Source organism: Streptomyces sp. NPDC002265 (assembly GCF_040296125.1).
GTDB lineage: Bacteria > Actinomycetota > Actinomycetes > Streptomycetales > Streptomycetaceae > Streptomyces.
Genome location: NZ_JBEOWS010000281.1, coordinates 1 through 13139 on the forward strand (window position 1 = coordinate 1; position 13139 = coordinate 13139).

A 13139-nucleotide genomic window follows, 5' to 3' on the forward strand; every position below is an offset into this window, starting at 1 on the left:
GCCGGCGCTGGCACCGGTGCCGGGGAGCGGGCGGGCCGTGGCCGCCGTACCGCGCGCTAGATCACGAGGGACAGCAGCAGCACCAGGCCGCCGCCGACCACGGAGATGATCGTCTCCATGACGGACCACGTCTTGACGGTCTGCCCGACGCTCAGTCCGAAGTACTCCTTCACCAGCCAGAAGCCGGCGTCGTTGACATGGCTGAAGAAGAGCGAGCCCGCGCCGATGGCGAGGACCAGCAGCGCCGTGTGGGTGGTGGACATGTCGGCCGCCAGCGGGGCGACGAGCCCGGCCGCGGAGATGGTCGCGACGGTCGCCGAACCGGTGGCCAGCCGGATCGCCACCGCGATCAGCCAGGCCAGCAGCAGCGCGGGGATCGACCAGTCCTTGGAGATGTCCAGGATCATCTGGCCCACCCCGCAGTCGATCAGGGTCTGCTTGAAGCCGCCGCCCGCTCCGACGATCAGCAGGATGCCCGCGATCGGCGCGAGGGACTTCTCGACGGTCGTCGACAGCCGGTCCTTGGTGAAGCCCGCGGCCCGGCCCAGCGTGAACATGCCCACGATGACGGCCGTGAGCAGTGCGATCAGCGGCGAGCCGATGACGTCGAAGACACGCTGCACCTGGTGCGCGGGGTCGTCGACGACGATGTCGACCAGTGCCTTGGACAGCATCAGGACGACCGGCAGCAGCACGGTGGCCAGGGTGGCGCCGAAGCTCGGCCGGCGCTCCAGCTCCTCCGAGGCGCGCGGCGGGAGCATCCGCTCCGGGGCCGGGACGTCCACCCAGCGCGCGGCGACCTTCGAGAACAGCGGACCGGCGATGATCACCGTCGGGATCGCGACGACTATGCCCAGGGCCAGCGTGACGCCCAGGTTGGCCTTGACCGCGTCGATGGCGACCAGCGGGCCGGGGTGCGGCGGGATGAGTCCGTGCATCACCGACAGGCCGGCCAGCGCGGGGATGCCGATCCGCATCACGGAGTAGTTGCCGCGCTTGGCGACCATCAGTACCACCGGGATCAGCAGCACGATGCCGACCTCGAAGAACAGCGGCAGCCCGATCACCGAGGCGATCAGCACCATCGCCCACGGCATGGCCCGGCCGCCCGCCTTGGCGAGGATCGTGTCGACGATCTGGTCGGCGCCGCCGGAGTCGGCCAGCAGCCTGCCCAGGATCGCCCCGAGCGCGATCAGGACGCCCACCCCGGCCACGGTCGAGCCGAGTCCGGTGGTGAAGCTGAGGATGGCCTTGTCGAGCGGCGCTCCGGCGAACGCCCCCAGCGCGAGCGACCCGATGGTCAGCGCCAGGAAGGCGTGGAGCTTGTACTTGGTGATGAGCAGGACGATGACGGCGATGCCCGCCAGCACGGCGAGGCCCAGCCGGGCGTGGCCGGCCGAGGTGATCGGCTCGACGGCGTCCGCTGCCAGCATCTCGACGCTGAGTCTGGTCACGGGGGTTCCTTGTGAAGGGAGGGACGGGGAGGGAAGCGGGGTCAGGCCTGCGGTGAGGGCCGGGTGGGCGACGACGGGGTCCGGCCGAGGGCGTCCAGCGCGGCCGCGGCGCGCGCGGTGATGTCCTCGGGGCCGCCGGCCACGTCCACCGTGACTCCCGCCTCGTCCGCCTCCAGCGGCTGGAGCGTGGCGAACTGGGAGTCGAGCAGTGCCGTCGGCATGAAATGACCCTGCCGGTGCGACATCCGGTCCTCGATGAGGGCGCGGTCGCCCGCGAGGTGCACGAAGACGAGGTCGGGCGCCGAGGCCCGCAGCCGGTCGCGGTAGGACCGCTTCAGCGCCGAGCAGCTGACCACCCCGCCGAGTCCGGCCCGGCCGTGGGCCCAGCCGCCGATGGCGTCCAGCCAGGGCCACCGGTCCTCGTCGGTGAGCGGGATGCCGGCCGACATCCTGTCGATGTTGTCCTGCGGGTGGAAGTCGTCGCCCTCGGCGTACGGAACGCCGAGACGCGCCGCCAGCAAGGGGCCGATGGTGGTCTTGCCGGTTCCGGCGACCCCCATGACCACGACGACCTGCGGGGTACTCATGACTGCCTCACTGTCTTCGTCGACACCTGGTGTCGACCTCACTGAAACCGATTAGGTACGACAAATTCAAGAGTGTGTGACGTATAAGTCTGACTTTTTAGCTCTGTGATCCACCCCGTACTCTGAGTGCATGACCACTTCGGACCGGGGGCTGCACGGCCGCGTACTGGAAGCCCTCGGCCCCGCGATCACCGCGGGCGAGTACCCGCCGGGCAGCGTTCTGCGCACCGACGAGCTCGCGCAGCGCCTCGAGGTGTCCCGCTCGGTCATGCGCGAGGCGGTCCGGGTGCTGGAGTCCATGCACCTGGTCGAGTCCCGTCGCCGGGTGGGCGTGACCGTGCTGCCCATGGCCGCCTGGAACGTCTACGACCCGCAGGTCATCCGCTGGCGTCTGGCGGGCGCCGACCGGCCGCGCCAACTGCGCTCGCTGACCGTGCTGCGCTCCGCGGTCGAGCCGGTCGCGGCGGGCCTGGCCGCGGTGAACGCCACGCCGGAGCAGTGCGCCGAACTCACCGAGTGCGCCCTCGGCATGGTGGCCAACTCACGCGGCCACCGGCTGGAGGGCTACCTCGTCCACGACATCGCCTTCCACCGGGTGATCCTTACCGCGTCGGGCAACGAGATGTTCGCCCGGCTCGGGGACGTCGTCGCCGAGGTCCTGGCCGGCCGCACCCATCACGAGGTCATGTTCGAGGACCCCGACCCGGCAGCCGTCACGCTGCACGTCCAGGTCGCCGAGGCCGTCCGCGAGGGCGACGCGGCCCGCGCGCAGGAACTGACCCGGCAGATCGCGGAGGGCGCCCTCCAGGAACTCGACATCCTGGCACCCTGATTGCACCCTGATTGCACCCGGACGGGCCCGCCGGTCACCCGAACAGGCCCTGCCGGACCGGTCGTTCGGCCCGATGACTCCCCGTCAGTCCAGGTCGGTCCAGGTCAGTCCTGGTCAGTCCTGGTCGGTCCAGGTCAGTCCAGGAAGTCGCCGTCCACATAGACCCACGCCCCGTCGACCCGCTCGAACCGGCTGCGCTCGTGCAGCGAACCGCCCCGGTAGGAGGCCCGGAAGGTCACGGTCCCGGTGGCGTGGAACCCCGTACCGCCGCCGGTCTCCAGGATCTCCAGCCCGGTCCACCGCATCCCCGGGTCGAGCTCGACCGCCTCAGGCCGCGTCCGCGGATGCCAGGTCCGCAGCAGGTAGGGCGCGTCGAGCCGCACGAAGGCGCAGTAGCGCGAGCGCATCAGCGCCTCGGCGGTGGGGGCCGCGGCCTCACCCCGGTGGAACCGGCCGCAGCACTCCTCGTACGGCTTCGCCGTGCCGCAGGGACAGGAGGGCCGGGCGGCCGGGCCGGCGGGACTCGGGCGCCGTGGGGGCGAGGTGCGTCGGGACATGACGTCCATTCTGCTGCACCCCGGCCCGCACCACCGCGCCACCCGCGGGCGCCGCCGGACGAAGCCGACGGGCCACAGGAGTCCGAAGCCGAAGGGCCACAGTAGTCCGCAGCCGAAGGGCTCCAAGCGCCCGGAGCTCTACGGCGTGGGCGGTGCCAGCGGCATCGGCGGCATGGACAGCGTGGGCAGCGGCGGCAGTTCCGTCCCGTACACCCAGGCGTCCAGGACCTCGTCCAGCGGCTCCGACGCGAAGCGCGCCGCGTGCGCGGCGAACGTCGCCGTCGTCACCGCCCCGCCCCGGTGCAGCAGGGTCCAGCCGCGCAGCATCCGGAAGAACGCGTCGTCGCCCAGCGCACACCGCACCGCGTGCACGGCGAGCCCGCCACGCTCGTAGAGCCGGTCGTCGAACATCGACTTGCGCCCCGGATCGGCCAGCCGCAGGTCCTGCGGCAGCGACGACACCAACCGGTGCGCCGCGGCCGCGAGTTGCTGCGCACTGCGGCCGCCCGAACGCTCCGACCACAGCCACTCGGCGTACTTCGCGAAGCCCTCGTTCAGCCATATGTGCCGCCAGTCGCCGATGGACACACTGTTGCCGAACCACTGATGCGCCAGCTCGTGCGCCACCAGCCGCTCCGAACCCCGCGCCCCGTCCACGTGGTTGGCCCCGAACAGCGACAACCCCTGCGCCTCGACCGGCACATCGAGTTCCTCCTCCGTCACGACGACCGCGTACTCGTCGAACGGATACGGCCCGAACAGCCGCTGGAACAACTCCATCATCATCGGCTGGCGCGCGAAGTCCCGGGAGAACGCGGGCAGCAGATGCGCCGGGATGTGCCCGTGCTGCGGCACACCGCCGAGCCCCGGGTCGGGGTCGCCCAGCAGCACCGTCTGGTACTTGCCGATCGCCAGCCCGACCAGATAACTGGAGGTCGGCGCCGACTGCTCGTAGACCCAGGTGGTCGTCGACGCCTTCGTGGTGCGGGTGAGCAGCCGCCCGCCCGCCACCACCGAGTACGCGGACGGCGTGGTCACGGAGATCTGGTACGAGGCCTTGTCGGCGGGGCGGTCGTTGCACGGGTACCAGGACGGCGCCCCGATCGGCTGGCTCGCCACCAGCGCCCCGTCCGTCAGCTCCTCCCAGCCGAGCCCGCCCCAGGGGCTGGCCACCGGCTTGGGATTGCCGGACCACTGCACCTCCACCGTGAAGGCGGCACCCGGCCGGATCGGCTTGGCGGGACGGATACGCAGCCGGTCGCCCCGGTGGGTGTAGTGCGGCTGCCGCCCGTCCACCCGCACCCGGCCGATCCTGAAGTCGGCCAGGTTGAGCTGGAACTCGGGCAGCGCCGCCCGCCCGGCAATGGCGTTGATCCGGGCCGTGCCCGCCAGCCGGTTCGGCCCGGGACGGTAGTCCAGGGCGAGCTCGTAGCGGTGCACCCGGTAGCGGGGGTCGCCGTTGGCCGGGAAGTACGGGTCCTGGCCCACTGACTGCTGTACTGCCACTGCCGTGTCCGCTCCCTGCGCTGTGCTGTCCGCCGTGCCGGTGCCGCACCGCCCACCGGGTCCGAACGGCCGGCGCTCAGGTACGCCAAGCCTCGATCGGGTTGCCCAGCCAGCGGGTGTCGTCCGGGACGGACTCCGCGGCCATCACGAGCGACGCGGGGCCCAGAGTGGTGCGGGCCCCGATCGTGCTGCCGGGCAGCACGATCCCGCCAGGACCCAGGGTGGCGCCTTGACGGAGGACAACCGTACCCGTCCGCAAGATCCGATCGTGAAAAAGGTGGGTCTGGAGCACACAGCCACGGTTCACGGTGGCCGCGTCCTCCAAGGTCACCAGGTCGGTCTCGGGCAGCCAGTAGCTCTCCACCCAGACCCCGCGGCCGATGCGCGCGCCCAGACCACGCAGCCACGCCGTCGTCACCGGCGTGCCCGGGACGGCACCTACCAGCCAAGGTACCGCCACGACCTCGACGAACGTGTCCGCCAGCTCGTTGCGCCAGACGAACCCGCTCCACAGCGGATGCTCCCCGCTGCGGTGCCGGCCCACCAGCAGCCACTTGGCGGCCAGCGACACCACCGCCGCGACCGCCCCCGTGGCCAGCAGCACCAGCCCCGACAACGGCGCGGCCCAGGGACCCAGCGCGCACAGCGCCGCCACCGTGCCCACGGCCAGCGCCGCGGAACAGAACACGGGCACCAGCCGGCACAGTTCCACCAGACCGCGCGCCCACAGCAGCCGGGCCGGCGGGTCGTAGGTGCGGTCCTGGTCGAACTCGGCCGCCGAGCGCGGCAGCTTCACCGGCGGCAGCCCCAGGTACGAGCTGCCCTTCTTCGCCTTCTTCGGCGTCGCCGACAGCACACCGACCAGACCGCCGTCCGGCACCGACCGGCCCGGCGCGGTCATCCCCGAGTTGCCGAGGAAGGCCCGCCGCCCGATCTCCGCGCGCCCGATCCGCACCCAGCCGCCACCGAGCTCGTACGGCGCCGTCAGCGTGTCGTCGGCGAGGAACGCGCCCTCCCCGACCGTGGTCAGACTGGGCAGCGCCAGCACCGTGGACACCTCGGCACCCCGGCCCACCCGCATCCCCAGCAGCCGCAGCCACACCGGCGTGGCCAGCCCGGCGTAGAGCGGGAAGAGGGTCTCGCGGGAGCGGTCCATCAGCTGGGTGACGGTCCAGGCCTGCCAGCCGACCCTGCTGTGCGCGGGATGCGTGCCCTCGCGCAGCCCCAGACTCAGCAGCCGTACGGCGGCCAGGAGCAGCAGCGCGTACGCCAGACCGTAGGCGAGCGTCGCCGGCACCAGCGCGAGCGCGGCGCCCCGCAGGGCCGCGCCGAGGCCCGCGCCGGACTCGACGAACCGCCGCACGACCAGCAGCGCGGCACCCGCCGACACCACCGGCAGCAGGGTGAGCCCGGCGCCCGACACCCCGTACATCGCCCGCCACAAACGCCCCCGCGGCGGACGCTCCTTGGGCCAGCTGCGCTTGGCCTTGCCGAGCTTGACCGCGGGCGCGCCCGCCCAGCGCTGGCCGGTCGGCACCTGCCCGGCCACGGCGGAACCGGGGGCGACCTCGGCCCGCTTGCCCACCCGGGCCCCGGGGAACAGGATGCTGCGCGTGCCGACCACGGCGTGCGCGCCCACCTTCACGGGGCCGATCTCCAGCCGGTCGCCGTCCAGCCAGTACCCCGACAGGTCGACCTCGGACTCCACGGCCGCGCCCCGGCCCAGCTTGAGCAGACCGGTCACCGGCGGCAGCGAGTGCAGGTCGACGTCCGGGCCGATCCTGGCGCCCAGGGCCCGGGCGTAGCGCTCCAGCCAGGACCCGGTCAGCGAGGTCGCCCCGGTGTACTCGGCCAGCCGCTCGGCGGTCCACAGCCGCAGGTGGACGCTGCCGCCGCGCGGATGACGGCCTGGCTTCACACCCCGCAGCAGCAGCCGGGCCCCGCCCGCGGCGAGCGCGAGGCGTCCCGGCGGGGTGAAGAACAGCACGGCGCCGGCCGCCACCAGCCACCACGGCGCGGTCGGCAGCCAGGCGTAGCCGGTCAGCACGTTGCCGAACGCGGCCAGCACCACCGTCCAGCGCAGCCCGAGCAGGGTGAACAGCGGAACCAGCAGGAGCAGCTGGACCAGCCGGGCGCGCACCGGCACCGGGGCGACCGTCCGGCTCTCGCCGGCCTCCCGCGCGGAGGCCTCCAGCCGCTGGGCCAGCTTGCGCAGGGTCGGCCGCTGGTAGATGTCGAGGACGGCGGCGTCCGGGTAGCGCTCACGCAGCCGGGTGGTGAGCTGGGCGGCGGCGAGACTGCTGCCGCCGATCGCGAAGAAGTCGTCGCCGGACCCGGTCACCGGGATGCCGAGCACGGCCGTCCACTGCTCGGCGAGCCAGGCCTCGGTGCCGTTCAGCTGCTCGGCCGCGCCGCCGGTCTCCAGACCCTCCAGGGGCCAGGGCAGGGCGTTGCGGTCCACCTTGCCCGAGGTACGCGTCGGCAGATCGGCGACCGGGGCGAGCAGGGGCACCAGCGCGGCCGGCAGCTCGGCGCGCAGCCGTTCGACGGCCGCCGCCTGGTCCCAGCCGTCCTGGGTGACCACATAGCCGACCAGCAGCTGGTTGCCGCCGCGGGCGGTGCGCACGGCGGCGGCCGCACCCGCGACCCCGGGCAGGGCCTGGAGGGCCGCGTCGACCTCGCCGAGCTCGATCCGGCGCCCGCCGAGTTTGATCTGCTCGTCGGCCCGCCCCAGGAACACCAGTCCCTCCGGGTCGGCCCGCACCAGGTCCCCGCTGCGGTACGCCCGCTCCCAGCCCAGTGACGGCAGCGGCGCGTACTTCTCCGCGTCCTTGTCGGCGTCGAGGTACCGGGCCAGCCCGATCCCGCCGATCACCAGCTGCCCGCTGCCGCCCATCGGCACCGGCTCACCGGCCTCGTCGACGACCGCCAGCTCCCAGCCGCGCAGCGGCAGCCCGATCCGCACCGGCTCCTCGGGGGAACCGGACATCAGGGCCGCGCAGGCCACCACGGTCGCCTCGGTCGGCCCGTAGGTGTTCCAGACCTCGCGGCCCTCCGTCACCAGCCGCTGTACCAGCTCGGGCGGGCAGGCCTCCCCGCCGAAGATCAGCAGCCGTACGTCGTTGAGGGTCTCCGGCTCCCACAGCGCCGCCAGCGTCGGCACCGTGGAGACGACCGTGATCTCCTGCTCGACCAGCCAGGGGCCGAGATCGGCGCCGCTGCGGACCTGGGAGCGGGGGACCGGCACCAGACAGGCGCCGTAGCGCCAGGCCAGCCACATCTCCTCGCAGGACGCGTCGAACGCGACCGACAGGCCCGCCATGACCCGGTCACCGGGCCCGATCGGCTCGTCGGTGAGGAACAGCGCGGCCTCCGCGTCCACGAAAGCGGCGGCGCTGCGATGGCTGACGGCGACACCCTTGGGCTTGCCGGTGGAACCGGAGGTGAAGATGATCCAGGCGTCGTCCGCGGTGCCGGGACGGGCGGCGGGCGTACGGGTTCCGTCGACGGGGGTCAGCTCGTGCCCGGCGCCGACGACCGCCCGCACCCGCGCCTCGCCGAAGACCAGCTCGGCCCGCTCGTCCGGGTCCTCGGCGTCCACCGGCACATAGGCGGCGCCGGCCGCGAGGACGGCGAGGATCGCCACGTACAGGTCGTTGGTGCCGGAGGGCACCCGGACACCGACGCGGTCACCGAGACCGACTCCGGCGTCGGCGAGCCGGCGGCGCAGCCGTTCCACCTCCCCGGCGAGCGCCCGGTAGGTCAGGCGGGTCGTGCCGTCGTCCAGGGCGAGTTCGTCCGGGTGGGAGCGCACGCTGGCGTCGAAGACGTCGACGAGGGTGCGCGCCCCGGCGGCCGGCCCCCCGGAGAAGCGTGCTCCGTCAAGTGCGCGGATCTCGTCGTCGAGCAGGCCGAGAGCGCCGCTCTCGTGTATGGCTGCCATCGGGTCCTCGCGTCTCGAATCCCGGAAGCCTCCGGGGCGCCGACGGGCCCGCAGGTATGCCTGGGGTTGTCCGGCTCGGCACCGTAACAAGCCGGAAATGGTAGTACGACGCTAGGATCGCGGCCCTGCTCCAGCCACCGGGGAGGGCCGAACGGGGGGCGATCGAAGGGGTACGCAGAGTACAGAGGCCGCCGCTGAACTGCGGTTTTGTTGGGGCGAGGAGAGATGTCCCACACAATCGCCCGACGGGCCCCGTCCGGCGGTGCGAGCGCCGCGCGGACCGGCCCCGACCGCCGTCCCCGGCCTGCTGTCCTCGGTCCGCCGACGGCGGTTCGCTGTCCCAGGCCGCCGTCCTCGGGCCGCCGGCCCCCGGTCGGCCGGCCGCAGTTCGCTGTCCTCGGCCCGCTGTCCTCGGCCCGCTGTCCCGGGTCCGTCGCCGGTCCGGTGCGCCGTCCCCGGAATCGGCCGAAACCGTACTCATGTCCCTTGTGTCTCCATGTTCACCTGCTCGTCCAGCCGCCGCCTCGCCTCGTCCCAGGTGACCGGGAGCCGGTCCCGCTCGGTGCTCCAGAACACGAACACCGAGCTCCTCGTCCCCGGGCGCAGCCGGCGCACGCTCCTCGCGTGCGGGCCGGTGCGGTCGAAGGCGTTCAGGGCCTCCTGGTCCCGCCATGCCGACAGCGTCCAGAACGTCCGCCTCAGCGGTTCCGCCCGGAGCGAGGTGCCGATCAGCCCCGGGGAGCGCCTGGCCTGCCGAAGGACCACGAGCGACAGCAGGAGGAACCCGGGCACGGACCACAGCGACCGCAGCTCCAGCCGGGAGGCCATGACCAGGGGCGGGCCCGCGGCACCCTCCGGAGCCGCCGCGCCCCGGTCGGTGCCGGGCAGCCAGGGAATGGTGGGCATCGGGACTCTCCTCCGCTCGTCGGTGACGGCACGGGCCGCCGTCGCGGCGGGGCCGCCCGCCACCCCACAAGAGTCCACGCGCCCGTCCTTGCGGACACCCTCGCAGGGGTGAATTCCGGACGTGTCCGGCGAGCGGGAACGACGAATCCCCCGGCCGCTGAGCGGCCGGGGGATTCGGCTGGTGTCCGAGGGGGGACTTGAACCCCCACGCCCGATAAAGGGCACTAGCACCTCAAGCTAGCGCGTCTGCCATTCCGCCACCCGGACAAGGTGTCTGTCGTGCGGGGTTTCCCCCGCGGCGACGTCGTAAACATTACCAGGCTTTCGGGGGTGGCCGATCACGGGTGGTCCGGCGGCCGCGCTCCCGGCGTGAACGGCGTGTGACGGACCGGGACCGGCCTTGGGCCCCGGTCCGGCGGAGGGGGAGGATGAGGGCAACCACCAGCAGTGTCAGCGGGAGGAAGCAGCGTGAGCCAGACGGACACGGCCATGGGTGTCACCGGCGAGGACGAGGTCGTCGACCTCTGCCGCGAGCTGATCCGGATCGACACCAGCAACTACGGCGACCACTCGGGCCCGGGTGAGCGCAAGGCGGCCGAGTATGTCGCCGAGAAGCTCGCGGAGGTCGGCCTCGAACCGCGGATCTTCGAGTCGCACCCGGGACGCGCCTCCACCGTGGCCCGCATCGAGGGCGAGGACCCCAGCCGGCCCGCGCTGCTCATCCACGGTCACACCGACGTCGTGCCGGCGAACGCGGCCGACTGGACCCATCACCCCTTCTCCGGTGAGGTCGCGGACGGGTGCGTCTGGGGCCGCGGGGCCGTCGACATGAAGGACATGGACGCGATGACCCTGGCGGTCGTGCGGGACCGGCTGCGCAGCGGGCGCAGGCCGCCCCGCGACATCGTCCTGGCGTTCCTCGCCGACGAGGAGGCGGGCGGCACGTACGGCGCCCGGTACCTCGTCGACCACCACCGCGACCTGTTCGACGGCGTCACCGAGGCGATCAGCGAGGTGGGCGGGTTCTCGTTCACCGTCAGCGAGCAGCGGCGCCTCTACCTCATCCAGACGGCCGAGAAGGGCATGCACTGGATGAAGCTGACCGTGGCCGGCCGGGCCGGGCACGGCTCGATGATCCACCGGGACAACGCGATCACCGAGCTGTCCGAGGCCGTCGCCCGGCTCGGCCGGCACAAGTTCCCGGTCCGGGTCACCAAGACCACCCGGGCCTTCCTCGACGAGCTCGGGGACGCGCTCGGCACCGAGCTCGACCCGGAGGACATGGAGGGCACCCTCGCCCGGCTCGGCGGCATCGCCAAGCTGATCGGCGCCAGTCTGAGCAACACCGCCAACCCCACCCAGCTCGACGCCGGCTACAAGGTCAACGTGATCCCGGGCGAGGCGACCGCGCACGTCGACGGGCGTTTCCTGCCCGGCTTCGAGGAGGAGTTCCTCGCCGACCTCGACCGTGTCCTCGGGCCGAACGTCCGGCGCACGGACGTGCACTCCGACAAGGCCGTCGAGACCACCTTCGACGGGGCGCTGGTGGACGCCATGCAGTCCGCGCTGCTGGCCGAGGACCCCGCCGCCAAGGCGATCCCGTACCTGCTCTCCGCGGGCACGGACGCCAAGTCGTTCGACGACCTCGGCATCCGGGGCTTCGGCTTCGTGCCGCTGAAGCTGCCGCCGGAGCTGGACTTCGCGGGCATGTTCCACGGCGTCGACGAGCGGGTCCCCGTGGACGGCCTGAAGTTCGGCGTACGCGTGCTCGACCGTTTCATCGACGCGTCCTGAAAGCGCCCGCCGGGACGGCGCGGCGGAATTCGCCAACGCGTGCGGTGAACACTGAGAAGAGTGAATGGTCTCATTAGCTCGTAGCCTCGCCGGAGCCCCCTCGTTGTTGGTGATGCGATCCGTGGTTTTGGATCGCATTGCCAACAAGGAGGAACAATGATCAAGAAGGTCGTCGCTGCTGCGGCTGCCACCGGTGGACTGGTTCTCGCGGGCGCGGGTATGGCCATGGCCGACTCCGGTGCTCAGGGTGCCGCCGCGAACTCCCCGGGTGTCCTGTCCGGCAATGTCGCCGAGGTGCCCGTTCACGTGCCGGTGAGCGTCTGCGGCAACACGATCGACGTGATCGGGCTGCTGAACCCCACCTTCGGCAACACATGCGTCAACGACTGACGTCGCCTTTCTGAGGGTCGTCCATGCCGTCGGTCCCGGAGCACGCGCCATGCGCTCCGGGGCCGCTCGGCCTTTCCAGGCAACGTCAAAGGGCAAAGGCAGGGATTCAGCATGCGAGAGGTCACGCGTAAAGGCCTCATGACCGTGATGGCGGCGACGGGAGCGATCGCGGCCGCCAGTGGTTATGCCCACGCCGACTCGGGAGCGAGCGGCGTGAGCACGAATTCTCCGGGCGTTCTGTCCGGCAATACGATCCAAGTGCCGGTGGATATTCCGGTGAACGTATGCGGGAACACGGTCGATGTGATCGGGCTCCTCAATCCGGCCATGGGCAACAAGTGCGCCAACGGAGACGGGGGCACCTTCCGCTCCGGCGGGCATGACCGTGGCGACCACCGCGGCCACGACGGCGACGGCCGAGGCGGTTACGGCGACCACGGCGGCTCGGGCGGTTACGGCGACTCCGGCGACCGCGGCGGCCACGGTGGCTACGGCGGGCACGACGCCGGCTACGGCGGCGACTCCGGCGGTCGCGGCGGTCACGGTGGCTATGGCGGGCACGACGGCGGCTACGGCGGTCATGACGGCGGGTACGGGGGTCACGGCGGTCGCGGTGGCCACCACGGCCACGGCGGCGCGTACGCCGGCGGTCACACCGGCGGTTCGCCCGGCGTGGGCTCCGGCAACGAGGCCCAGGTGCCGATCGACGTGCCGGTGAACGCCTGCGGCAACAGCGTCGACGTCATCGGCCTGCTGAACCCCGTCTTCGGCAACGACTGCGACAATGGCTACGGCGGGCACCACCACACCACGCCCCCGCGCGACACGGGCCGCACGACTCCGCCCCGGACCCCGGAGCAGCCGGGCAAGCCGGTGCAGCCGACCACCCCGACCGGTACCGGCCGGACGACCGGGTCCGACACCCCGGTCACCGACCGGACCGTGACCCCGGCCGGTGAGACGGCACAGCTCGCGCACACCGGGTCCGAGCTGCCGATGGGCCTCGTCCTGCCGGTCGGCGCGGGCGCGCTGCTGGCCGGTGCGGTTCTCTACCGCAAGGCACGCGCCTGGGCGTGACGGCCCGGTCCACGCCTCTGGTCGGCCCTACATCCGCCTCGCCGGCGGGCCTGCCACGATCCCCACGCTCGACGCCGAGACCCTCGACGCGGT

Annotated in this window: 10 protein-coding genes and 1 tRNA gene; 4 read left to right on the forward strand and 7 right to left on the reverse strand. The window is 72.6% G+C overall.

Features of this window, described 5'->3' with window-relative positions; all coding sequences use genetic code 11:
- Positions 1-56: 56 nt before the first annotated feature.
- Both ABT085_RS34595 and ABT085_RS34600 read right to left on the reverse strand, forming a co-directional pair.
- On the reverse strand, positions 57-1454 hold the full coding sequence (locus ABT085_RS34595) for a GntT/GntP/DsdX family permease (RefSeq protein WP_351617160.1): 1398 nt from the start codon (positions 1452-1454) through the stop codon (positions 57-59).
- 41 nt (positions 1455-1495) lie between these two features.
- Positions 1496-2041, reverse strand: coding sequence for a gluconokinase (locus tag ABT085_RS34600; protein WP_351617163.1), 546 nt, complete (start codon positions 2039-2041; stop codon positions 1496-1498).
- A gap of 130 nt (positions 2042-2171) precedes the next feature.
- Between ABT085_RS34600 and ABT085_RS34605 the strand changes: the two genes are divergently transcribed.
- Entirely contained in the window at positions 2172-2873 is a 702-nt protein-coding gene (locus tag ABT085_RS34605; protein ID WP_351617166.1) for a FadR/GntR family transcriptional regulator, read from the forward strand.
- 134 nt (positions 2874-3007) lie between these two features.
- On the opposite strand, the gene ABT085_RS34610 is transcribed toward ABT085_RS34605, so the two are convergent.
- The 5 genes from ABT085_RS34610 to ABT085_RS34630 all read right to left on the reverse strand — a co-directional run bounded on the left by ABT085_RS34610 (position 3008) and on the right by ABT085_RS34630 (position 10052).
- Entirely contained in the window at positions 3008-3430 is a 423-nt protein-coding gene (locus ABT085_RS34610) for a YchJ family protein (protein WP_351617169.1), read from the reverse strand.
- Positions 3431-3568: 138 nt separating this feature from the next.
- Positions 3569-4936 carry a M1 family metallopeptidase gene (locus ABT085_RS34615; protein ID WP_351617172.1) on the reverse strand — a complete coding sequence of 456 codons (1368 nt, stop codon included), beginning with the start codon at positions 4934-4936 and terminating at the stop codon, positions 3569-3571.
- A 76-nt stretch (positions 4937-5012) separates the two neighbouring features.
- Entirely contained in the window at positions 5013-8879 is a 3867-nt protein-coding gene (locus ABT085_RS34620) for a Pls/PosA family non-ribosomal peptide synthetase (RefSeq protein WP_351617175.1), read from the reverse strand.
- Between the two features lie 477 nt (positions 8880-9356).
- A complete protein-coding gene (locus ABT085_RS34625) occupies positions 9357-9785 on the reverse strand; it encodes a DUF3291 domain-containing protein (protein ID WP_351617178.1) in 429 nt (142 codons plus the stop codon).
- A 179-nt stretch (positions 9786-9964) separates the two neighbouring features.
- Positions 9965-10052 (reverse strand) — tRNA-Leu (locus ABT085_RS34630).
- Between the two features lie 201 nt (positions 10053-10253).
- On the opposite strand from ABT085_RS34630, the gene ABT085_RS34635 reads away from it, so the two are divergent.
- The 3 genes from ABT085_RS34635 to ABT085_RS34645 all read left to right on the forward strand — a co-directional run bounded on the left by ABT085_RS34635 (position 10254) and on the right by ABT085_RS34645 (position 13046).
- Positions 10254-11579, forward strand: coding sequence for a M20/M25/M40 family metallo-hydrolase (locus ABT085_RS34635; protein ID WP_351617180.1), 1326 nt, complete (start codon positions 10254-10256; stop codon positions 11577-11579).
- 156 nt (positions 11580-11735) lie between these two features.
- The gene (gene chpH / locus ABT085_RS34640) at positions 11736-11969 is read left to right on the forward strand and encodes a chaplin ChpH (protein ID WP_351617182.1); all 234 of its coding nucleotides are present in this window, start codon (positions 11736-11738) and stop codon (positions 11967-11969) included.
- 111 nt (positions 11970-12080) lie between these two features.
- On the forward strand, positions 12081-13046 hold the full coding sequence (locus ABT085_RS34645) for a chaplin (RefSeq protein ID WP_351617185.1): 966 nt from the start codon (positions 12081-12083) through the stop codon (positions 13044-13046).
- The last annotated feature ends 93 nt before the right edge of the window (positions 13047-13139 follow it).